The 20,617-nt window shown below is 60.0% G+C and carries 18 protein-coding genes; 3 read left to right on the forward strand and 15 right to left on the reverse strand.

All coding sequences use genetic code 11. From position 1 onward, the window contains the following. Positions 1-2: 2 nt before the first annotated feature. The 12 genes from nuoC to J3P95_RS10290 form a co-directional block, all read right to left on the reverse strand. A complete protein-coding gene (gene nuoC, locus J3P95_RS10235; protein WP_434562651.1) occupies positions 3-1,787 on the reverse strand; it encodes an NADH-quinone oxidoreductase subunit C/D in 1,785 nt (594 codons plus the stop codon). 72 nt (positions 1,788-1,859) lie between these two features. Next, entirely contained in the window at positions 1,860-2,534 is a 675-nt protein-coding gene (locus tag J3P95_RS10240; protein WP_186609323.1) for a NuoB/complex I 20 kDa subunit family protein, read from the reverse strand. 10 nt (positions 2,535-2,544) lie between these two features. Then, a complete protein-coding gene (locus J3P95_RS10245) occupies positions 2,545-2,958 on the reverse strand; it encodes an NADH-quinone oxidoreductase subunit A (protein ID WP_030141323.1) in 414 nt (137 codons plus the stop codon). Between the two features lie 548 nt (positions 2,959-3,506). Further along, a complete protein-coding gene (gene aceA, locus J3P95_RS10250) occupies positions 3,507-4,832 on the reverse strand; it encodes an isocitrate lyase (protein ID WP_186637679.1) in 1,326 nt (441 codons plus the stop codon). Between the two features lie 457 nt (positions 4,833-5,289). Beyond that, the gene (locus J3P95_RS10255; RefSeq protein WP_434577465.1) at positions 5,290-6,051 is read right to left on the reverse strand and encodes a secretin N-terminal domain-containing protein; all 762 of its coding nucleotides are present in this window, start codon (positions 6,049-6,051) and stop codon (positions 5,290-5,292) included. 255 nt (positions 6,052-6,306) lie between these two features. Beyond that, on the reverse strand, positions 6,307-6,732 hold the full coding sequence (locus J3P95_RS10260) for a GNAT family N-acetyltransferase (RefSeq protein WP_434577463.1): 426 nt from the start codon (positions 6,730-6,732) through the stop codon (positions 6,307-6,309). Next, entirely contained in the window at positions 6,725-7,891 is a 1,167-nt protein-coding gene (locus J3P95_RS10265) for a JmjC domain-containing protein (RefSeq protein ID WP_434577461.1), read from the reverse strand. Before J3P95_RS10265 ends, J3P95_RS10260 begins: the two co-directional genes overlap by 8 nt. 84 nt (positions 7,892-7,975) lie before the next feature. After that, positions 7,976-9,346, reverse strand: coding sequence for an adenylosuccinate lyase (gene purB, locus J3P95_RS10270; protein WP_434562663.1), 1,371 nt, complete (start codon positions 9,344-9,346; stop codon positions 7,976-7,978). 124 nt (positions 9,347-9,470) lie between these two features. Next, a complete protein-coding gene (gene hflD / locus J3P95_RS10275) occupies positions 9,471-10,094 on the reverse strand; it encodes a high frequency lysogenization protein HflD (protein ID WP_434562665.1) in 624 nt (207 codons plus the stop codon). Continuing rightward, positions 10,091-11,215 (reverse strand): tRNA 2-thiouridine(34) synthase MnmA, encoded by a 1,125-nt coding sequence (gene mnmA, locus J3P95_RS10280; RefSeq protein WP_186609302.1) that lies wholly within the window; start codon positions 11,213-11,215, stop codon positions 10,091-10,093. The genes hflD and mnmA overlap by 4 nt, the downstream gene beginning before the upstream one ends. A 59-nt stretch (positions 11,216-11,274) precedes the next feature. After that, positions 11,275-11,721, reverse strand: coding sequence for an NUDIX hydrolase (locus J3P95_RS10285; protein ID WP_434577458.1), 447 nt, complete (start codon positions 11,719-11,721; stop codon positions 11,275-11,277). A 403-nt stretch (positions 11,722-12,124) separates the two neighbouring features. After that, positions 12,125-14,350, reverse strand: coding sequence for an NADP-dependent isocitrate dehydrogenase (locus J3P95_RS10290; RefSeq protein ID WP_434577457.1), 2,226 nt, complete (start codon positions 14,348-14,350; stop codon positions 12,125-12,127). A 481-nt stretch (positions 14,351-14,831) separates the two neighbouring features. On the opposite strand from J3P95_RS10290, the gene icd reads away from it, so the two are divergent. Further along, entirely contained in the window at positions 14,832-16,088 is a 1,257-nt protein-coding gene (gene icd, locus J3P95_RS10295) for an NADP-dependent isocitrate dehydrogenase (protein WP_434577455.1), read from the forward strand. 74 nt (positions 16,089-16,162) lie between these two features. Here the strand turns inward: icd and J3P95_RS10300 are convergent, their stop codons facing one another. Continuing rightward, positions 16,163-16,456: a cold shock domain-containing protein gene (locus J3P95_RS10300; RefSeq protein WP_434581242.1), complete on the reverse strand. Its 294-nt coding sequence runs from the start codon at positions 16,454-16,456 to the stop codon at positions 16,163-16,165. A gap of 240 nt (positions 16,457-16,696) precedes the next feature. Between J3P95_RS10300 and clpS the strand changes: the two genes are divergently transcribed. Both clpS and clpA read left to right on the forward strand, forming a co-directional pair. Beyond that, entirely contained in the window at positions 16,697-17,059 is a 363-nt protein-coding gene (clpS, locus tag J3P95_RS10305; protein ID WP_053157775.1) for an ATP-dependent Clp protease adapter ClpS, read from the forward strand. Between the two features lie 29 nt (positions 17,060-17,088). Next, positions 17,089-19,359 carry an ATP-dependent Clp protease ATP-binding subunit ClpA gene (clpA, locus tag J3P95_RS10310; protein WP_434562671.1) on the forward strand — a complete coding sequence of 757 codons (2,271 nt, stop codon included), beginning with the start codon at positions 17,089-17,091 and terminating at the stop codon, positions 19,357-19,359. Positions 19,360-19,477: 118 nt separating this feature from the next. On the opposite strand, the gene infA is transcribed toward clpA, so the two are convergent. Together infA and J3P95_RS10320 are read right to left on the reverse strand one after the other, a co-directional pair. After that, entirely contained in the window at positions 19,478-19,696 is a 219-nt protein-coding gene (gene infA, locus J3P95_RS10315) for a translation initiation factor IF-1 (protein WP_002553999.1), read from the reverse strand. 158 nt (positions 19,697-19,854) lie between these two features. Next, complete coding sequence (locus J3P95_RS10320; protein WP_186609286.1) at positions 19,855-20,562, reverse strand: arginyltransferase; 708 nt, start codon at positions 20,560-20,562, stop codon at positions 19,855-19,857. Positions 20,563-20,617 lie beyond the last annotated feature (55 nt).

The following is a 20,617-nucleotide window of genomic DNA, read 5'->3' on the forward strand; positions in this document are numbered from 1 at the left end:
GCTTAGCGGTCCACGTCGGCCATAACGAAATCGATACTACCCAGGTACGCGATCAAGTCCGCGACCATGCTGCCTTTGATCACCGAAGGGATCTGCTGCAGGTGCGGGTAGCTTGGGGTGCGAATCCGGGTGCGGTAGCTCATGGTGCCGCCATCGCTCGTCAGGTAATAACTGTTGATGCCCTTGGTCGCTTCGATCATCTGGAAGGATTCGTTGGCCGGCATGACCGGACCCCACGAAACCTGCAGGAAGTGCGTGATCAAGGTCTCGATGTGTTGCAGCGTGCGCTCTTTGGGCGGCGGCGTGGTCAGTGGGTGATCCGCCTTGTATGGGCCTTCCGGCATGTTGCGCATGCACTGGTCGATGATCTTGATGCTCTGGCGCATTTCCTCGACGCGAACCATGCAACGGTCGTAGGCATCGCCATTGGCCGCCAGCGGCACTTCGAACTCGAAGTTCTCATAGCCCGAGTACGGGCGCGCCTTGCGCAGGTCGAAATCCAGGCCGGTGGAGCGCAGGTTCGGACCGGTGACGCCCCATTCCAGCGCTTCCTTGGTGTTGTAGGCGGCAACACCGACGGTACGGCCCTTGAGGATGCTGTTCTGCAAGGCAGCCTTGGTGTATTCGTCCAGGCGCTTGGGCATCCACTCGACGAAGTCCTTGACCAGTTTTTCCCAGCCACGCGGCAGGTCGTGGGCGACACCGCCGATGCGGTACCAGGCCGGGTGCAGGCGGAAGCCGGTGATGGCTTCGATCACGGTGTAGGCTTTCTGGCGGTCGGTGAAGGTGAAGAACACCGGCGTCATGGCGCCCACGTCCTGGATATAGGTACCCAGGAACAGCAGGTGGCTGGTGATACGGAAGAACTCGGCCATCATGATGCGAATCACGTTGACCCGGTCCGGCACCGTGATGCCCGCCAGTTTTTCCACCGACAGGACGTACGGCAGGTTGTTCATCACGCCGCCGAGGTAATCGATTCGGTCGGTGTACGGAATATAGCTGTGCCAGGACTGGCGCTCGCCCATCTTCTCGGCGCCACGGTGGTGGTAGCCGATGTCCGGGACGCAATCGACGATTTCTTCACCGTCCAGTTGCAGGATGATGCGGAACGCACCGTGGGCCGAAGGGTGGTTCGGACCCAGGTTGAGAAACATATAGTCCTCATTGGCGCCCGAACGCTTCATGCCCCAATCTTCGGGCTTGAACCGCGCCGACTCTTCCTCGAGCTGTTGCTTGGCCAGCGTCAGGCTGTAGGGGTCGAACTCGGTGGCGCGGGCCGGGAAGTCCTTGCGCAGCGGGTGACCTTCCCAGGTCGGCGGCATCATGATGCGGGTCAGGTGCGGGTGGCCCGGGAAGTCGATGCCGAACATGTCCCAGACTTCGCGCTCATACCAGTTGGCATTCGGCCAGATGCCGGTCACGGTCGGCACGCTGAGGTCGCTTTCGGACAAGGCGACCTTGATCATCACGTCACTATTACGCTCCACCGACAGCAGGTGGTAGAACACGGTGAAGTCGACGCCGTCGGGCAACCCTTGGCGCTTGGTGCGCAGGCGCTCGTCCACGCCGTGCAGGTCATAGAGCATGACGTACGGCTTGGGCAGGTTGCGCAGGAAAGTCAGCACTTCGATGAGCCTGGCACGGGCAACCCAAAGCACCGGCATGCCGGTGCGGGTCGACTGGGCGGTGAACGCCTCTGCGCCAAAGCGGTTGTTCAGTTCGACGACCACATCCTGGTCGTCTGCCTTGTAAGGCGGGATGTACAGAGCACTGCCTGTAGTCATGGTTATTTATCGCTTTCGGTCAACGTAAAGAATGAAGCCAGGTTCTCGTTTCTTCTACAGAGCAGAACTGGATCAGACTTCGTCGGGGCTGCGCAGATTGGTGACTGCGATTCGCTGTTCGCGGCGCTGTTCCTTTTGCGACGGCATGTCGGCGCGGTAGACGCCTTGATCGCCGACGACCCAGGACAGTGGGCGACGCTCCTGGCCGATGGACTCCTGCAGCAACATCAAGCCTTGCAGGAACGCTTCGGGGCGGGGCGGGCAGCCGGGCACGTAGACATCCACCGGGAGGAATTTGTCGACCCCCTGGACCACGGAATAAATGTCGTACATGCCGCCGGAGTTGGCACAGGCGCCCATGGAAATGACCCATTTGGGCTCCAGCATCTGTTCATACAGGCGCTGGATGATGGGGGCCATTTTCAGGAACGGCGTACCGGCGATAACCATGAAATCCGCCTGGCGCGGCGATGCCCGGATCACCTCGGCGCCAAAGCGCGCGATGTCGTGGGGCGCCGTGAAGGCAGTGGTCATTTCCACGTAGCAGCACGAAAGGCCGAAGTTGTACGGCCAAAGGGAGTTCTTGCGACCCCAGTTGACCGTGCTGTTCAGCACGTCTTCGAGCTTGCCCATGAAGATGTTCTTGTGGACTTGATCTTCTAACGGATCGGAGACGGTTTCCCGCTTGCCGATCGGATACTGCTCGTTAGGAGCATCGGGGTCGATCCTGGTGAGATTGTATTGCATTGCCAAAGCCTCATTGTTTCAGCTTCGCCTGCCGCTTACGCCGAGCTTCCGGAGCCCAATCAAGCGCCCCCACCCGGTAAAGGTAGACAAGACCTGCCAACAGAATTGCTATGAAAACGAGAGCTTCGACGAATCCGGTCCAGCCGCTTTCGCGGACGGACACAGACCATGCAAAGAGAAAAAGGGCTTCGATATCGAAGATCACGAACAGCATCGCGACCAGATAGAATTTGGCTGAGAGCCGCAAGCGGGCGCCACCGGTAGGCAGCATGCCGGACTCGAACGGTTCATTCTTGCTGCGGCCCCAGGCTTTTGACCCGAGCAGGCTCGACACACCGAGCATGAAGGCACACAGGCCGACAACGCCCAGAAGGAAAATGGCAAAGCCCCAGTTGTGGGCCATGAGTCCTGTCGCTTCGGGCATGCTGGAAATCCTTAACAGAGAGCAAAGGTCTCTGAGCTTGAAAAGAAATAACGCAGTGACGATATGTCGCAGCAATCAATCGCGGTGATTTTATGGCTAAACACCGGGCAAGTAAAATTCCAATGGCGAAATTATTTATTGGAATAAGGACATAGCGCGCCTCCGTGACCTCGCAGCCCCGGCCCAGTGGGGATTGGCTGTTGTTCGCCGATGAGTATTTTGTTCAGGATGTAACAATGAAAACGCCTTTCAAATGATAATTATTATTATTTGGCCGGTCTTTGTCCTGCGCAGTCCGTCAACGACTGAGAACTTGTCTTATATAGCAGCGACTGCAATTGTCAGCGCCGGCCGTTTTACTCTTTTTCAGACTGTCCGATACTGCGTTCGATCAATTTTTCTGCCGATTCACTCATTTTCCTGTGGGAAGGTGAGTATGTCGCCTGTCGAAGCGTAGGCGAAAAAAAGCCCCGAACCAGTCGGGGCTTCAAATCGTCGGCTTTGCGGTTAGTTTTTATTCGGTCCGCAAGGGCCGTTTACGCGATAGATCAGTGGAACTGTTCTTCTTCGGTCGACCCGGTCAGCGCGGTCACGGACGAGGTGCCGCCCTGGATCACGGTGGTCATGTCGTCGAAGTAGCCGGTGCCGACTTCCTGCTGGTGGGCCACGAAGGTGTAGCCTTTGGAAGCGTCAGCGAACTCTTGTTCTTGCAGTTTCACGTAGGCAGTCATGTCGTTGCGGGCGTAGTCGTGCGCCAGGTTGAACATGCTGTGCCACATGTTGTGAATGCCGGCCAGGGTGATGAACTGGTGCTTGTAGCCCATGGCGGACAGTTCGCGCTGGAACTTGGCGATGGTCGCGTCGTCCAGGTTTTTCTTCCAGTTGAAGGAAGGCGAGCAGTTGTACGACAGCAGTTGGTCCGGGTATTCCTTCTTGATCGCTTCGGCGAAGCGACGGGCTTCGTCCAGGTCCGGCTTGGCGGTTTCGCACCAGATCAGGTCGGCGTACGGGGCGTAGGCCAGGCCGCGGGCGATGGCCTGGTCAAGACCGGCGCGCACCTTGTAGAAGCCTTCCTGGGTACGTTCGCCAGTCACGAATGGCTGGTCGTACGGGTCGCAATCGGACGTCAGCAGGTCGGCCGCGTTAGCGTCGGTGCGCGCCAGGATGATGGTCGGCGTACCGGCAACGTCGGCAGCCAGACGGGCAGCGGTCAGCTTCTGCACGGCTTCCTGGGTTGGCACCAATACTTTGCCGCCCATATGGCCGCATTTTTTCACCGAGGCCAGCTGGTCTTCGAAGTGAACGCCGGCGGCGCCTGCTTCGATCATGCTTTTCATCAGCTCGTAGGCGTTCAGTACGCCGCCGAAACCGGCTTCGGCGTCAGCCACGATCGGAGCGAAGTAATCGATGTAGCCTTCGTCGCCCGGGTTCTTGCCGGCTTTCCACTGGATCTGGTCGGCGCGACGGAACGAGTTGTTGATGCGCTTGACCACGGTTGGAACCGAATCCACCGGGTACAGCGACTGGTCGGGGTACATGGATTCGGCGGAGTTGTTGTCCGCCGCCACCTGCCAGCCCGACAGGTAGATCGCCTGGATACCGGCTTTGACTTGCTGCACAGCCTGGCCGCCAGTCAGGGCGCCCATGCAGTTGACGAAATCTTTTTCGGGGCGGAAGGCTGGCTTGGCGCCCTGGGTGACCAGGTTCCACAGCTTCTCGGCGCCCATTTTCGCAAAGGTGTGCTCAGGTTGAACCGAACCACGCAGACGGACGACGTCAGCAGCGGAGTAATTGCGCTTCACGCCTTTCCAGCGCGGGTTTTCAGCCCAGTCTTTTTCAAGGGCTGCAATTTGCTGTTCGCGTGTCAGTGCCATGGAGATAAACCTCGTCGCATAGGTCTGGGGTGGAAAATTCCTGCTCCTGCCGACCAGGGGGTTGGCGTACAAGTCGGTTCAGGCGGGGAGGCGACGGGATGAACGATGGGCTCGAGGGGAAAGTGAGCAGGTAGAGGCGAACTGCGGGCGCATTCGGGCGTCGTGGGCCTTGATACGAACTCAGAGTGATGCCGGGTTACCTAGTTACGCTTCCGTCCCTCGGGACAACTTCGTTCCAGTCGCAACCTCGTCAAACACACCTTGTGGGCGGTACAGACACGAATCGGCTCGCAGGGTAGTTGCAAGCGTCGACCCGAAGGCCCTTGCCAGGGCCCCTGATTAGCGGGAGCGAGGCCATCATGCCTTCGGTTTTTTGGCTCGTCAAACGTTTTGTAGTGCTTTTTTCAGAGCACTACATCTTTGGTCTAATGCGACTCGTCAGTCAGTTTTTGGTGCTTTAGTTCAGGGTGTCGACCTTGACCCGCAGAACCATGTCGTCCCGGCCCTGGGTCGAGTAGCTGCGGGTCAGGCCCTGTTTATCGGCTTGCGTCTGGCGATTCACGCCGGCCAGGGTGATCCATTCACCCAAGCGGCCGCTGACAGTTGTGTCGGTACTTTGCACGTTCACTACATCGGGACGTTCCTGGCTCATGCGGTCACGGTTGGTACTGATGTTCAGATGAACGGTCTCGCCGGTGACGCTGGCCGTGACATAAAAACCTTGGGTGACGTTGCGGTATTCGGTCTGGCTTTGCAGGCGACCGTAGCCGTCGGTCTGGTTGCTGGTGAACGGCACGCTCTGGCCCACCTGGATCAGCGCCGGCTGGCCTTCGCTGGCCTGCACCTGCTGCACGCCGCCGTCACGGCTGGCGGTGCTGCGGTTGATGATGCGTGTCTGGCTGGGGGCGGCGCCGTTGATGGAATAGCCCTGGTCGCCCTGCAGGTTGTTCTCGTTGGTGTCCACGGTGATCAGCAAGCGCTTGGGGGCGGTATCCAGTTGAGCCAGGAATTGCCGAAGCTCGGCGATCTTGCCAGGCTCGGCGTTGACGATCAGTTGGTTGCCGTAGGCGCTGACCTGGCCGTCCTTGCCGATGAAATTCTGTGCCACTGGCAGCAGATCCGCGCTGGTTCGGTAGTTCAGCGGCACGATTTCGGTGGCGGCCAAGACTGACAGGCTGCAACCGAGCAGCAAGGTGGTCAGCAAGGTACGTAGGGACATGTCCATTTCTCCGCGAGACAAAGGCTAGATATTGCCAGTTTGTCGGCCCCGGGTGGGGCAAGTTGAATGGTAGACGGCAAAACGCCCCGGCATCGGTGGATGGCGGGGCGTTTTGAGCGCTGCAGGATGCTCTTGTGGCGAGGGAGCTTGCTCCCGCTGGGCTGCGCAGCGGCCCTCGTTTTTTGGGGTCGCTGCGCGACCCAGCGGGAGCAAGCTCCCTCGCCACGGGGTATTGTGTTGCTGCTTCAACAGTGTTCAGGCCGAATGACGGACCATGTCGACATGAGGAATTCCGGCTTCCAGGAACTCCTCGCTGACCACCGCAAACCCCAGTCGCTCGTAGAACGACGTGGCGTGCACCTGGGCGCTGAGCATCTGCTGCTTGAGCCCGCGCTTCTCGGCTTCGGCGATCGCCGCATGCATCAGCGCATCGCCGACCTTCAGGCCGCGCCAATCCTTGAGGACCGAAACGCGGCCGATATGGCCGTCAGTCAGCAGGCGCGCGGTGCCGATGGGGAAGTCGCCTTCGAAGGCCAGGAAATGCACGGCGTCCTGGTCATCCGAATCCCACTCCAGCTCCGGTGGCACGGATTGCTCGGCAATGAATACCGCTTCACGAATGCGCCGGATCTCGGCGATATCCTTTTGCCAGTCTGCGACACGAACGTGGATTTTATTCATCGGCGAACCCCAGGCTACCTTGCTTGACCAATTCATGAATGAGGCCGCGACCATCCTCGTCGGCCAGCCAGGGGCCGAGGTTCTCGATGTGCAGCGCGTCGGCGGCGCAGATCATCTTCAACAGGTCACGCAGCTTGCCCGGCAGGTAGCGGCTCTGGCCGCTGGCGAACAGCAACAGGTCGTCATCGACTTCCGACCAGGCCAGGCGAGCGCTCGGGTTGCGGATGATCACCGCGCCCTGTTCCAGGCTGGCCAGCAGGTCGTCTTCTTCCATCTCCGGACCGACCACCAGTTCCGGGTAACGCGGCTCGGTCATGAACTGGCCGAACCAGGTCAGCAACAGGCGTTCGTCGCTCATGTGCTCGGCCAGCAGGCCTTTGAGTCGGTCGAGGGCGTCGTGCTGGATCTGGTGCGGGTCGGCGACAGGTCGCGCATCGGCGTCGGTGTAGCGCTCTTCGTCAGGCAGGAATTGGCTGAGGAAGTCAGTGAAATGCGTCAGTACCTCGGCCGCGCTTGGCGCGCGGAAACCCACCGAGTAAGTCATGCAATCATCCACGGCGACGCCGCAATGGGCCAGGCGTGGCGGCAGGTAGAGCATGTCGCCCGGTTCCAGGACCCACTCGTCGGTGGCTTCGAAATCGGCGAGGATGCGCAGGTCCGCGTGCGGCAACAGCGGGCTCTCGGAGTCGCACATCTGGCCGATTTTCCAGTTGCGCTTGCCATGGCCTTGCAGCAGGAACACGTCGTAGTTGTCGAAATGCGGGCCTACGCCGCCACCGGGGGTGGCGAAGCTGATCATCACGTCATCGATGCGCCAGCTCGGCAGGAAGCGGAAATGCTCCAGCAGCTCGCTGACTTCCGGGACGAACTGATCGACTGCCTGTACCAGCAGGGTCCACTCGCGCTCCGGCAGCTTGCTGAATTCGTCCTCGGCGAACGGGCCGCGACGCAGCTCCCACGGGCGTTCGCCGTGCTCGATCACCAGGCGCGACTCGATCTCTTCTTCAAGCGCCAGGCCAGCCAACTCGTCGGCGTCGATCGGGCTTTCGAAGTCGGGGATGGCCTGGCGGATCAGCAGCGGTTTTTTCTGCCAGTAGTCGCGCAGGAACTCCCGTGCCGTGATGCCGCCCAGGAGTTGCAGTGGAATATCAGGATTCATGTGTAACCTATTGAAAAAATATACTTCTCAGACGCGAATAAAAACGCCCGGCGCGGCCGGGCGTCTCAAAGATGAAGCGGTGTATCAGATACGCTTGGCTTGTGCCGCTGCGTTGCCGATGTAACTGGCCGGTGTCAGCTTCTTCAGCTCGGCCTTGGCCTCGGCAGGCATGTCCAGGCCATCGATGAAAGTCTGCAGCGCTTCAGGGCTGATGCCCTTGCCACGGGTCAGTTCTTTGAGCTTTTCATACGGGTTTTCGATGTTGTAGCGACGCATCACGGTCTGGATCGGCTCGGCCAGGACTTCCCAACAGGCGTCCAGGTCGGCGGCGATTTTCTGCTGGTTCAGTTCCAGCTTGCTGATGCCCTTGAGGCTGGCCTCATAGGCGATGACGCTGTGGGCAAAACCCACGCCCAGGTTGCGCAGCACGGTGGAGTCGGTCAGGTCGCGCTGCCAGCGGGAAATCGGCAGCTTGCTCGCCAGGTGTTGGAACAGCGCGTTGGCGATGCCCAGGTTGCCTTCGGAGTTTTCGAAGTCGATCGGGTTGACCTTGTGCGGCATGGTCGAGGAACCGATTTCGCCGGCAATGGTGCGCTGCTTGAAGTAACCCAGGGAGATGTAGCCCCAGATATCACGGTCGAAGTCGATCAGGATGGTGTTGAAGCGGGCGATCGCATCGAACAGCTCGGCGATGTAGTCGTGCGGCTCGATCTGGGTGGTGTACGGGTTGAAGCTCAGGCCCAGCTCGTCTTCGATGAAGGCGCGGGCGTTGGCTTCCCAGTCGATGTCCGGGTAGGCCGAGAGGTGGGCGTTGTAGTTGCCCACGGCGCCGTTGATCTTCCCCAGCAATGGCACGGCGGCAACCTGGGCGATCTGGCGCTCCAGGCGGTAAACCACGTTCGCCAGTTCCTTGCCCAGGGTGGTCGGCGAAGCCGGTTGACCGTGGGTGCGCGAGAGCATCGGCACGTCGGCGAAGCGGATCGCCAGCTCGCGGATGGCCTGGGCGGTCTGGCGCATCAGCGGCAGCAGCACGTCGTCACGGCCTTCGCGCAACATCAGGGCGTGGGACAGGTTGTTGATGTCCTCGCTGGTGCAGGCAAAGTGAATGAACTCGCTGACGTTGGCCAGCTCCGGCAGCTTGGCGGCCTGCTCCTTGAGCAGGTATTCGATCGCCTTGACGTCGTGGTTGGTGGTGCGCTCGATCTCTTTGACGCGCTCGGCGTGCTCCAGCGCGAAATCGTCGGCCAGGGTGTTGAGCACCGCGTTGGCTTCGGCGGAAAAAGCCGGGACTTCGCCAATGCCAGGGTGGGCTGCCAGGCGCTGGAGCCAGCGCACTTCAACCAGGACGCGGGCGCGGATCAGGCCGTACTCGCTGAAAATCGGGCGCAGGGCCTGGGTTTTGCCGGCGTAGCGGCCGTCTACAGGGGAAACCGCAGTGAGCGAAGAAAGCTGCATGGGGTGTTCTCGGACAGTCGGGCAACGAAATGGGGCGCGTATCATACATGAAAACAAACGCCGGTCCGTCGCCAACTGACCGGCGTGTTACGCGTAATAAGCTAATAAAACAGGTTGAGGCGGCTTATTCGTTGCGCATCAACGGGTAAAGCTCTTTCAACAATTTGCGTCGGCTGATCACCAGTTGCCAGCGATGACCACCGAGCTGCCGCCATAACCGCGCCGAGCGAATCCCGGCCAACAGCAGGGCGCGGATCTTCGAGGCATTGTTCGGTTGCTGCAGGTTGCGCATGTCGCCATGGACCTGGATGCGCTGGCGCAGGGTGCTCAGGGTGTCCTGGTACAGCGCGCCGCAGGCGGCGATCACGTTTTCGTGGGACGGCCCGAAGTGCTCGACCTGGGACTGGATCTGCGGCAGGCGCTTGCCAATGGTTTCGAGCAAATCGTCGCGCTTGGCCAACTGGCGCTCCAGGCCCAGCATCGACAGGGCGTAGCGCAGCGGCTCGCGTTGCAGGGTGCTGGGGTCGCGCTCCAGGGCGCCGATCAAGGCGCGATAGCCTTCGCGCAGGTTCAGGTCGTCGCCGCCGTAGACTTCCAGCGTGTCCTTGGGGTCGCGCACCAGCAGGCTGCCGAGCATGCAGCCCAGGCCGGCTTCGGTGGTCTGGCCGGTCTTGGCGATCCGGTCCACCAGCACGGCGGCGAGAAACACGCCGCCCAGTGCCGTCAGTTGTTCCTGGATCGGCGTCATGCCTTGTTGCTCCAAGGCTCTGCGACTTCGATCACGCCGCCGCCCAGGCAGATGTCGCCGTCATAGAACACCACGGACTGGCCGGGTGTGACCGCGCGCTGCGGATCATCGAACGTGGCGCGATAACCGCTGGCGGTTTTTTCCAAGGTGCAGGGCTGGTCGCTCTGGCGGTAGCGAACCTTGGCCGTCAGGCGACGCGGCTCGCTGAGGTCGATCGGGTTGACCCAATAGATGTCGGAGGCGAGCAGGGCGCGGGAGAACAGCCACGGATGGTCGTTGCCCTGGCCGACGATCAGCTCGTTGTGCTCCAGGTCCTTGACCAGCACGTACCACGGCTCTTCGCCGGCATCTTTCAGCCCGCCGATGCCCAGGCCTTGGCGCTGGCCGATAGTGTGGTACATCAAGCCATGGTGACGACCGATGACTTCGCCTTCGGTGGTCTTGATCTCACCCGGCTGGGCCGGCAGGTATTGCTTGAGGAAATCGCTGAAACGGCGCTCGCCGATGAAGCAGATCCCGGTGGAATCCTTTTTCTTGGCGGTGGCGAGCTGGTGTTTCTCGGCGATCGCGCGCACTTCGGGCTTTTCCAGTTCGCCCACCGGGAACAGGGTCTTGGCGATCTGCTCACCGCCGACGGCATGCAGGAAGTAGCTCTGGTCCTTGTTCGGATCCAGGCCCTTGAGCAGTTCGGTGCGGCCGTCGATGTCGCGGCGGCGCACGTAGTGGCCGGTGGCGATCAGGTCGGCACCGAGCATCATGGCGTAATCGAGGAACGCTTTGAACTTGATTTCGCGGTTGCAGAGGATGTCCGGGTTCGGCGTGCGCCCGGCCTTGTATTCGGCCAGGAAGTGCTCGAACACGTTGTCCCAGTACTCGGCGGCGAAGTTGGCGGTGTGCAGCTTGATGCCGATCTTGTCGCATACGGCCTGGGCGTCTGCGAGGTCGTCCATGGCGGTGCAGTATTCGGTTCCGTCGTCTTCTTCCCAGTTCTTCATGAACAGGCCTTCCACCTCGTAACCCTGCTCGATCAGCAGAAGAGCGGAAACGGAAGAGTCCACGCCGCCGGACATGCCGACTATGACGCGCTGCTTGGGGGTATTCGAAGAGGCTGGATCACGCATAGGAATTCAATGTGTGTCTTGAAAAAGGACGCGATTCTATCAGGCCCGGGCGCGCAAGGCTAAAGAGAAGGACGGATAAGCTCCAGGCTGTGGCAATGGCCGGCCAGGTAATCGTCGATGCAGCGGATGACCAGTTCGCTGCGCCAGCTGTCGCGCTGTGCCAGCAATTCGTCGCGGGTCAGCCACTTGGCGCCGAGGATGCCGTCGTCCAGTTGATAATCCGGGTGGTGTTCCAAGGCTTTGGCGGTGAAGCAGACCCGCTGGTAGGTCACGCCATTGCTGGGAGCGGTGTACAGGTAGATGCCCACGATGCTGGTGGGCTCGACGTCCCAGCCGGTTTCTTCGAGGGTTTCGCGCACGGCGGCTTCGATCAGGGTTTCGTTGGGGTCCAGGTGGCCGGCGGGTTGGTTGAGTACAGCGCGTCCGCCTTTGGATTCTTCCACCATCAGGAAGTGGCCGTTGTCCTCGACGATGGTGGCGACGGTGATGTGGGGGTGCCAGTTCATGGGGCTCCTTTGTTTCTCAGGTTGGGATGTGGGCTGCGGTGGGGGTGTTCGCGATGATGGGCTGGGAGCTGGCCTTGATTGAGTACATATCCATTGCTGCGGTAACGGCTGCTTATGGTTCCGCTTTTACAGCGGGTCACTTTTTTCAGACGCCAAAAAAGTAACCAAAAAGGCTTTGCCCCACCACTCGGTGCCTCGCTTAGGCTCGGCATGCCCTCACTCCGGCCATCGTGGTTAACGGGGCGCCTGAGATCAAGATCAAAAGCGAGGCGGCCTGACAGCCGGCCTGGTTCTTGGTGGTGCCGCGTTTCCCCTGTGGGAGTAGGTTGTCAGGGGGAAATGGGGGGTGCCAGAAACACAAACCCCGGCACAAGGCCGGGGTTCGTGGTGTTTCATTGCAGCGTTACACCAGCGCAGCAATCGCCGCGTTGAAGGTGTTGCTCGGGCGCATGGCCTTGCTGGTCAGCTCAGGGTTGGCGAAGTAGTAACCGCCGATGTCCACTGGCTTGCCCTGGACGGCGTTGAGCTCGGCAACGATTTTCTCTTCGTTGTCGGTCAGGGCCTTGGCCAGGGTCGTGAACTGGGCCTTGAGGGCTGCGTCGTCATCCTGGGCGGCCAATGCCTGGGCCCAGAACAGGGTCAGGTAGAAGTGGCTGCCGCGGTTGTCGATGCCGCCGACCTTGCGCGAAGGCGATTTGTTGCGGTCCAGGAACTCGCCAGTAGCCTGGTCGAGGGTCTTGGCCAGCACCAGCGCTTTAGGGTTGTTGTAGGTCACGCCCAGGTGTTCCAGGGAGGCGGCCAAGGCCAGGAACTCGCCCAGGGAATCCCAGCGCAGGAAGTTTTCTTCCAGCAGTTGCTGGACGTGCTTGGGTGCCGAACCGCCGGCGCCGGTTTCGAACAGGCCGCCACCGTTCATCAGCGGCACGATCGACAGCATCTTGGCGCTGGTGCCCAGTTCCATGATCGGGAACAGGTCGGTCAGGTAGTCGCGCAGCACGTTGCCGGTCACCGAAATGGTGTCCTTGCCTTCGCGGGTGCGAGCCAGGGTGAACTTCATCGCGTCGACTGGCGACATGATGCGGATATCCAGGCCGGAGGTGTCGTGATCCTTCAGGTAAGCCTGGACCTTCTCGATCATCACGCCATCGTGGGCGCGCATCGGGTCCAGCCAGAAGATCGCCGGGGTGCTGCTGGCGCGGGCACGGTTGACGGCCAGCTTGACCCAATCCTGGATCGGCGCGTCCTTGGTCTGGCACATGCGGAAGATGTCGCCAGCCTCGACGTTCTGCTCCAGCACGGTGCGACCGTTGTTGTCCGAGACACGGACGACGCCGTCGGCCTTGATCTGGAAAGTCTTGTCGTGGGAGCCGTACTCTTCGGCTTTCTTGGCCATCAGGCCGACGTTCGGCACGCTGCCCATGGTGGTTGGGTCGAAGGCGCCGTGTTGCTTGCAGTCTTCGATCACCGCCTGGTAGATGGTGGCGTAGCAGCGATCCGGGATCACGGCCTTGGTGTCGTGCAACTGGCCGTCGGTGCCCCACATCTTGCCGGAGTCACGGATCATGGCCGGCATCGAGGCGTCAACGATGACGTCGCTCGGCACGTGCAGGTTGGTGATGCCCTTGTCGGAGTTGACCATCGCCAGCGACGGACGAACGGCGTAGACCGCCTGGATGTCGGCTTCGATCTGCGCCTGCTGCTCGGCCGGCAGGGCCTTGATGCGGGCGTACAGGTCGCCGATGCCGTTGTTCAGGTTGAAGCCGATCTGCTCCAGCACCTGGGCGTGCTTGGCCAGCGCGTCCTTGTAGTACTCGGCGACGATCTGGCCGAACATGATCGGGTCGGAGACCTTCATCATGGTGGCTTTGAGGTGGACCGACAGCAGCACGCCTTTTTGCTTGGCATCTTCGATTTCAGCGGCGATGAAGTCGCGCAGGGCTTTTTTGCCCATGACTGCGCAATCGAGGATCTCACCGGCTTGTACGGTGGTCTTTTCCTTCAGGACGGTGGCAGTGCCGTCCTTGGCGATCAGCTCGATTTTCACGCTGCCCGCGGCGTCGATCAGGGCGGCTTTTTCGCTGCCGTAGAAATCACCGGTGCTCATGTGGGCCACGTGGGACTTGGAGTCGGCAGCCCAGGCGCCCATCTTGTGCGGGTGCTTGCGAGCGTAGTTCTTGACCGACAGCGGCGCGCGGCGGTCGGAGTTGCCTTCGCGCAGGACCGGGTTCACGGCGCTGCCCTTGACCTTGTCGTAGCGGGCGCGGGCTTCTTTCTCGGCGTCGGTGCTCACGGTTTCCGGGTAGTCCGGCAGCGCATAGCCCTGGGCCTGCAGTTCCTTGACCGCGGCCTGCAGTTGCGGCACCGAGGCGCTGATGTTCGGCAGCTTGATGATATTGGCTTCAGGCGTGACGGCCAGGTCGCCCAGCTCGGCGAGGTGGTCGGCTACGGCTTTGTCACCCAGTTGCTCGGGGAAGCTGGCCAGGATGCGCCCTGCGAGGGAGATATCGCGGGTCTCCACGGCGATATCGGCCGAAGCGGTGAAGGCTTCGACGATCGGCAGCAGCGAATAGGTGGCGAGGGCAGGCGCTTCGTCGGTGAAGGTATAGATGATCTTCGAGCGGGTGGGCATATTCGGATTAACTCTCTTCTTTGCTAAAGCATGCGCAGAAACTCGAGGGGCGCCGGGTAAGCGCGTTCGTTCAAAGTCATCCGTGAGCCGAATGTCGAGGTTTCTTCGCGGTGATGTTGGGTGCATCAGTCGAGCGTCAAGCGGTCGGCCCGCGGTAACGGACCGGCTTTCAAATTGGCGGAAAGTCTCGTAATAGAGCCGTCAGCCATCGTGACCCTGTGGTCAGCGGCGGCATTATACATAGGTAGCTGGCGATCTGCCGACGGTTCATAGACTTCCGTACACGTCCATTGGTCTAAACGTCGCAGGTCGCAGCGCTGGGCTATGCTCAAGTTTGGCGCTTTTCCCTTGGTTTTCAGGCTTGTACGCGGCGAACTTGATTAATTTGCCCGGCATGGGCCGAACGTAGGGTTTGCGTGCCGATACAACTGGGGTACGCTCGAACGCAGCCAGATGTTCAATCCAAGCAATGGAGTTCAGCATGGGGTATCAAAAGATTCAGGTTCCGGCCGCCGGTGACAAAATCACCGTCAATGCAGACCATTCTCTTAATGTTCCCGACAACCCGATCATCCCCTTCATCGAAGGCGATGGCATTGGCGTTGATATCAGTCCGGTCATGATCAAGGTCGTCGACGCAGCGGTTGAGAAGGCTTATGGCGGCAAGCGCAAGATTTCCTGGATGGAAGTCTACGCGGGTGAAAAAGCGACCCAGGTCTACGACCAGGACACCTGGCTTCCCCAGGAAACCCTGGACGCGGTCAAGGACTATGTGGTTTCCATCAAGGGTCCGCTGACCACCCCGGTCGGTGGTGGTATCCGCTCGCTGAACGTAGCGCTGCGCCAGCAACTCGACCTGTATGTCTGCCTGCGCCCGGTGCGCTGGTTCGAAGGCGTGCCCAGCCCGGTCAAGAAGCCTGGCGACGTGGACATGACGATCTTTCGCGAGAACTCCGAAGACATTTATGCCGGCATCGAATGGAAAGCCGGTTCGGCCGAGGCCACCAAGGTCATCAAATTCCTGAAAGAAGAAATGGGCGTCACCAAGATCCGCTTCGACGAAGATTGCGGTATTGGTGTCAAGCCGGTTTCCAAGCAGGGCACCAAGCGTCTGGCGCGCAAAGCCTTGCAATATGTTGTCGACAATGACCGCGATTCGCTGACCATCGTGCATAAAGGCAACATCATGAAGTTCACCGAAGGTGCCTTCAAAGAATGGGCCTACGAAGTAGCGGCCGAGGAGTTCGGCGCCACCCTGCTCGACGGCGGGCCGTGGATGCAGTTCAAGAACCCGCGGACCGGCAAGAATGTCATCGTCAAGGACGCTATCGCCGATGCGATGTTGCAGCAGATCCTGTTGCGTCCAGCTGAATATGATGTGATCGCGACCCTGAACCTCAACGGTGACTACCTCTCCGATGCCCTGGCGGCGGAAGTGGGCGGTATCGGTATCGCGCCGGGCGCCAACCTGTCAGACACCGTGGCGATGTTCGAAGCCACCCACGGCACCGCGCCCAAGTATGCAGGCAAGGACCAGGTCAACCCGGGTTCGCTGATCCTGTCGGCGGAGATGATGCTGCGCCACATGGGCTGGACCGAAGCGGCCGACCTGATCATCAAGGGCACCAACGGCGCGATTTCGGCCAAGACCGTGACCTATGACTTCGAGCGCTTGATGGACGGCGCCAAGCTGGTGTCGTCTTCTGGCTTCGGCGATGCGCTGATTTCGCACATGTAAGCGCGTCCAGGCCAAAAGAAAATGCCCGGTTCGAGCGATCGAACCGGGCATTTTTCTTGGATTGGGGTAGGGCGTCAGTGGTTTTCGGTGACGCGAGCCCTGGCGGCCACGGGAGCGATTTCGACCTCGACGGTGACCGGGGTGATCGCGATGGCGTGCACGCCTTTCGGTCCCTGGATTTTATCGAATGTTACTTCTTGCCCGGCCTTCAAGGTTTTGTAACCGTCCATCTGGATGGCCGAGTAATGGGCGAAGAGATCTTCGGGTTTCTCTTCGGGTTTCTCTTCGATTTCTCGACGTTTTTCTTCGTTGATGAAACCATAGCCCTTGGCATTGTTGAACCATTTGACCTTTCCCTTGAATCGCATCCCGGTGCCCGACATACCAATTTCCCTCTGCAACACACCCCGCCAACGGAGTATCATCCTGATCATCCGCCGTCGATCAATGGAAATCGGATTGACTTCGCGGACCTTTTTAACCCACGGTGGGCTCTATTGGTTGTAACACCGATTTCCCGATAGTCAAGGTGATCGGGCAGTAGCGGTTGAAATCGCCTGCAAGTGACCCCATCACTGTATTCGCTAACTAAACGAACCTTTCTTTCCATGCATGCAATCAGCCAGATTCGACTAACATTCAATCAGGATCGCCCGGATCAACATGACGACGATTCCGCAGGCATTGCTGTTCAGGAAGCCAAGCCTGCGTTACAGGCGCCACCGATGTACAAGGTGGTTTTGTTCAACGATGACTACACACCGATGGATTTCGTCGTCGAAGTGCTCGAGGTGTTTTTTAACCTGAATCGCGAGCTGGCGACCAAGGTCATGCTGGCCGTCCATACAGAGGGGCGGGCAGTATGTGGAGTGTTTACCCGCGACATCGCCGAGACGAAGGCCATGCAGGTCAACCAGTACGCCCGGGAAAGCCAGCATCCGCTACTCTGTGAAATCGAGAAGGACGGTTAACGCCGACCACTTGGGTATGAGGTGAAGCTATGTTAAACCGCGAGCTCGAAGTCACCCTCAATCTTGCCTTCAAGGAGGCTCGTTCGAAGCGTCATGAATTCATGACCGTCGAGCACCTGCTGCTGGCCCTATTGGATAACGAGGCTGCCGCCACCGTTTTGCGTGCCTGCGGCGCGAACCTCGATAAACTCAAGCATGATTTGCAGGAGTTCATCGACTCCACCACGCCATTGATCCCCGTCCACGATGAGGATCGCGAAACCCAGCCAACCCTGGGCTTCCAGCGTGTCCTGCAACGTGCTGTCTTTCATGTACAGAGCTCGGGCAAGCGTGAAGTGACCGGAGCCAACGTGCTGGTCGCGATCTTCAGCGAACAGGAAAGCCAGGCGGTTTTCCTGCTCAAGCAGCAGAGCGTTGCACGCATCGATGTCGTCAACTACATCGCCCATGGCATTTCCAAAGTGCCGGGGCATGGCGATCACTCCGAGGGTGAGCAGGATATGCAGGACGACGAGGGCGGTGAGTCTTCTTCTTCGGGCAATCCGCTGGATGCCTATGCCAGCAACCTGAACGAACTGGCGCGCCAGGGGCGTATCGACCCGCTGGTCGGGCGCGAGGCGGAAGTCGAGCGCGTGGCGCAGATCCTGGCTCGGCGTCGCAAGAACAACCCGCTGCTGGTGGGCGAGGCGGGCGTCGGCAAGACCGCAATCGCCGAAGGCCTGGCCAAGCGCATCGTCGACAACCAGGTGCCGGACCTGCTCGCCAATAGCGTGGTGTATTCCCTCGACCTCGGCGCCTTGCTGGCCGGTACCAAGTACCGCGGTGACTTCGAGAAGCGCTTCAAGGCGTTGCTCGGCGAGCTGAAGAAGCGTCCTCAGGCGATCCTGTTCATTGACGAGATCCACACCATTATCGGTGCCGGGGCGGCGTCGGGTGGCGTGATGGATGCGTCCAACCTGCTCAAGCCGTTGCTGTCGTCGGGTGATATCCGCTGCATCGGCTCGACCACGTTCCAGGAGTTTCGCGGGATCTTCGAGAAGGACCGTGCCTTGGCGCGGCGCTTCCAGAAGGTCGATGTGTCGGAGCCGTCGGTGGAAGACACCATCGGTATCCTGCGCGGGCTCAAGGGCCGCTTCGAGCTGCACCACGGCATCGAGTACAGTGACGAAGCCCTGCGCGCCGCTGCCGAACTGGCCTCGCGCTACATCAATGACCGGCATATGCCGGACAAGGCGATCGATGTGATTGACGAGGCGGGCGCTTACCAGCGCCTGCAACCGGTGGAAAACCGGGTCAAGCGCATTGAAGTGCCGCAAGTCGAGGACATCGTTGCGAAAATCGCGCGGATTCCGCCAAAACATGTCACCAGTTCCGACAAGGAATTGCTGCGTAACCTGGAGCGCGACCTGAAGTTGACGGTGTTCGGCCAGGATGCGGCCATCGACTCGCTGTCGACCGCCATCAAGCTGTCCCGCGCCGGTCTCAAGTCGCCGGACAAACCGGTGGGTTCGTTCCTGTTCGCCGGTCCTACTGGTGTCGGCAAGACCGAGGCGGCGCGGCAATTGGCCAAGGCGATGGGCATCGAGCTGGTGCGCTTCGACATGTCCGAGTACATGGAGCGTCACACCGTCTCGCGTCTGATCGGTGCGCCTCCAGGTTATGTCGGTTTCGACCAGGGCGGCTTGCTGACCGAGGCGATTACCAAGCAACCGCACTGCGTGCTGTTGCTCGATGAGATCGAAAAGGCGCATCCGGAAGTCTTCAACTTGCTCCTGCAAGTCATGGATCACGGTACGCTGACCGATAACAACGGGCGCAAGGCGGATTTCCGCAACGTGATCATCATCATGACCACGAACGCCGGTGCCGAGACCGCGGCGCGCGCTTCGATCGGTTTCACCCATCAGGACCACTCGTCCGATGCGATGGAAGTGATCAAGAAGAGCTTCACGCCTGAATTCCGCAACCGCCTGGACACCATTATCCAGTTCGGTCGGCTCAGTCATGAAGTCATCAAGAGCGTGGTGGACAAGTTCCTTACCGAACTTCAGGCGCAGCTCGAAGACAAGCGCGTATTGCTGGAAGTCACCGATGCGGCTCGCAGCTGGCTGGCGGAAGGTGGTTACGACGTGACGATGGGGGCGCGGCCGATGGCTCGCCTGATCCAGGACAAGATCAAGCGTCCGCTGGCCGAGGAAATCCTCTTCGGCGAACTGGCCGAGCATGGCGGTGTAGTTCACATCGACATCAAGGACGGCGAGCTGACGTTCGACTTCGAAACCACGGCCGAAATGGCCTGACCGTTACCTGCATCAAGCTAAAGGCGCCGAAAGGCGCCTTTTTTCTGTGTGTTGGGATCGTTCCCACGCTCCACAAACAAAAACGCCCGACATGAGCCGGGCGTTTTGTATTGACTTGTTAGCGAGCGCGGTAAGTGATGCGCCCTTTGCTCAAGTCATAGGGCGTCAGCTCGACGCGCACTTTGTCACCGGTAAGAATACGAATGTAGTTCTTGCGCATCTTGCCGGAGATATGCGCGGTTACGACGTGCCCATTTTCCAACTCCACACGAAACATGGTGTTGGGCAGGGTGTCGACGACAGTGCCTTCCATTTCGAAGCTGTCTTCTTTCGACATGCAGTAAAGCCCTCGGTATCCAGTGAATGGCCCGGTGCAACTGCGCCAGGCAAAAGCGGCGTGCATTGTGCCCGAAAAAGGGGGGGCAAGCCAAGGGGTTCTTGGGAGGTTCATCAATGAGGCTGGCGCCGGGACCGAGCAAGAACCCGCGAGCTGCCTTAGTTCAAGACAACCCACCGCTGGTTGATCAGCAATTCAATGGGCCGATATTGGGTCTTGTAGTTCATTTTTTTGCAGTTCTTGATCCAGTAGCCCAGGTAGACCGCTTCCAGGCCCAGGCGCCGGCATTCGTTGATTTGCCAAAGGATTGCGTAGCGTCCGAGGCTGCGTTTTTCTTCGTCGGGCTCGTAAAAGGTATACACCGCGGACAGCCCGTTGGGCAGCAGGTCGGTGACGGCGATGGCCATCAACTTGCCTTCGAGGCGAAACTCATAGAACCGCGAAAATGGCAGGTCGCGTACCAGGAAGGTCGAGAATTGGTCCCGGCTGGGTGGGTACATGTCGCCGTCGGCGTGGCGCTGTTCGATGTAACGCTGGTACAGGTCGAAGTATTCTTCGCTGAACTGTGGCTTGGCCGGCCGAACCTGCAGGTCGGCGTTGCGCTTGAAAATGCGCTTCTGCTGGCGATTGGGCGTGAATCGAGCCACAGGGATGCGCGCGGGAACGCACGCGTTGCAATGCTGGCAATGGGGCCGATAGAGATGATCGCCACTGCGACGAAAACCCATCTCGGACAGGTCTGCGTAGACGTGCACATCCATGGGCTGGCTAGGGTCGAGGAACAGCGTCGTGGCCTGCTCCTCAGGCAGATAACTGCAGGAGTGGGGTTGAGTGGCATAGAACTTCAAGCGCGCCAACTCAGTCATGATCGACCCTCGGAAATAAACTTCAATTGAAGTGTAAGCCAGGAGCGCGAATATC

The sequence above is a fragment of the Pseudomonas sp. Z5-35 genome, assembly GCF_051131945.1.
Classification (GTDB): Bacteria; Pseudomonadota; Gammaproteobacteria; order Pseudomonadales; family Pseudomonadaceae; genus Aquipseudomonas; species Aquipseudomonas marvdashtae.

Excerpts from the sequence above, each read along its gene's own strand:
- nuoC (WP_434562651.1), bottom strand. The coding sequence starts at position 1,787 with ATGACTACAGGCAGTGCTCTGTACATCCCGCCTTACAAGGCAGACGAC.
- J3P95_RS10240 (WP_186609323.1), bottom strand. The coding sequence starts at position 2,534 with ATGCAATACAATCTCACCAGGATCGACCCCGATGCTCCTAACGAGCAG.
- J3P95_RS10245 (WP_030141323.1), bottom strand. The coding sequence starts at position 2,958 with ATGCCCGAAGCGACAGGACTCATGGCCCACAACTGGGGCTTTGCCATT.
- aceA (WP_186637679.1), bottom strand. The coding sequence starts at position 4,832 with ATGGCACTGACACGCGAACAGCAAATTGCAGCCCTTGAAAAAGACTGG.
- J3P95_RS10255 (WP_434577465.1), bottom strand. The coding sequence starts at position 6,051 with ATGTCCCTACGTACCTTGCTGACCACCTTGCTGCTCGGTTGCAGCCTG.
- J3P95_RS10260 (WP_434577463.1), bottom strand. The coding sequence starts at position 6,732 with ATGAATAAAATCCACGTTCGTGTCGCAGACTGGCAAAAGGATATCGCC.
- J3P95_RS10265 (WP_434577461.1), bottom strand. The coding sequence starts at position 7,891 with ATGAATCCTGATATTCCACTGCAACTCCTGGGCGGCATCACGGCACGG.
- purB (WP_434562663.1), bottom strand. The coding sequence starts at position 9,346 with ATGCAGCTTTCTTCGCTCACTGCGGTTTCCCCTGTAGACGGCCGCTAC.
- hflD (WP_434562665.1), bottom strand. The coding sequence starts at position 10,094 with ATGACGCCGATCCAGGAACAACTGACGGCACTGGGCGGCGTGTTTCTC.
- mnmA (WP_186609302.1), bottom strand. The coding sequence starts at position 11,215 with ATGCGTGATCCAGCCTCTTCGAATACCCCCAAGCAGCGCGTCATAGTC.
- J3P95_RS10285 (WP_434577458.1), bottom strand. The coding sequence starts at position 11,721 with ATGAACTGGCACCCCCACATCACCGTCGCCACCATCGTCGAGGACAAC.
- J3P95_RS10290 (WP_434577457.1), bottom strand. The coding sequence starts at position 14,350 with ATGCCCACCCGCTCGAAGATCATCTATACCTTCACCGACGAAGCGCCT.
- icd (WP_434577455.1), top strand. The coding sequence starts at position 14,832 with ATGGGGTATCAAAAGATTCAGGTTCCGGCCGCCGGTGACAAAATCACC.
- J3P95_RS10300 (WP_434581242.1), bottom strand. The coding sequence starts at position 16,456 with ATGCGATTCAAGGGAAAGGTCAAATGGTTCAACAATGCCAAGGGCTAT.
- clpS (WP_053157775.1), top strand. The coding sequence starts at position 16,697 with ATGCATGCAATCAGCCAGATTCGACTAACATTCAATCAGGATCGCCCG.
- clpA (WP_434562671.1), top strand. The coding sequence starts at position 17,089 with ATGTTAAACCGCGAGCTCGAAGTCACCCTCAATCTTGCCTTCAAGGAG.
- infA (WP_002553999.1), bottom strand. The coding sequence starts at position 19,696 with ATGTCGAAAGAAGACAGCTTCGAAATGGAAGGCACTGTCGTCGACACC.
- J3P95_RS10320 (WP_186609286.1), bottom strand. The coding sequence starts at position 20,562 with ATGACTGAGTTGGCGCGCTTGAAGTTCTATGCCACTCAACCCCACTCC.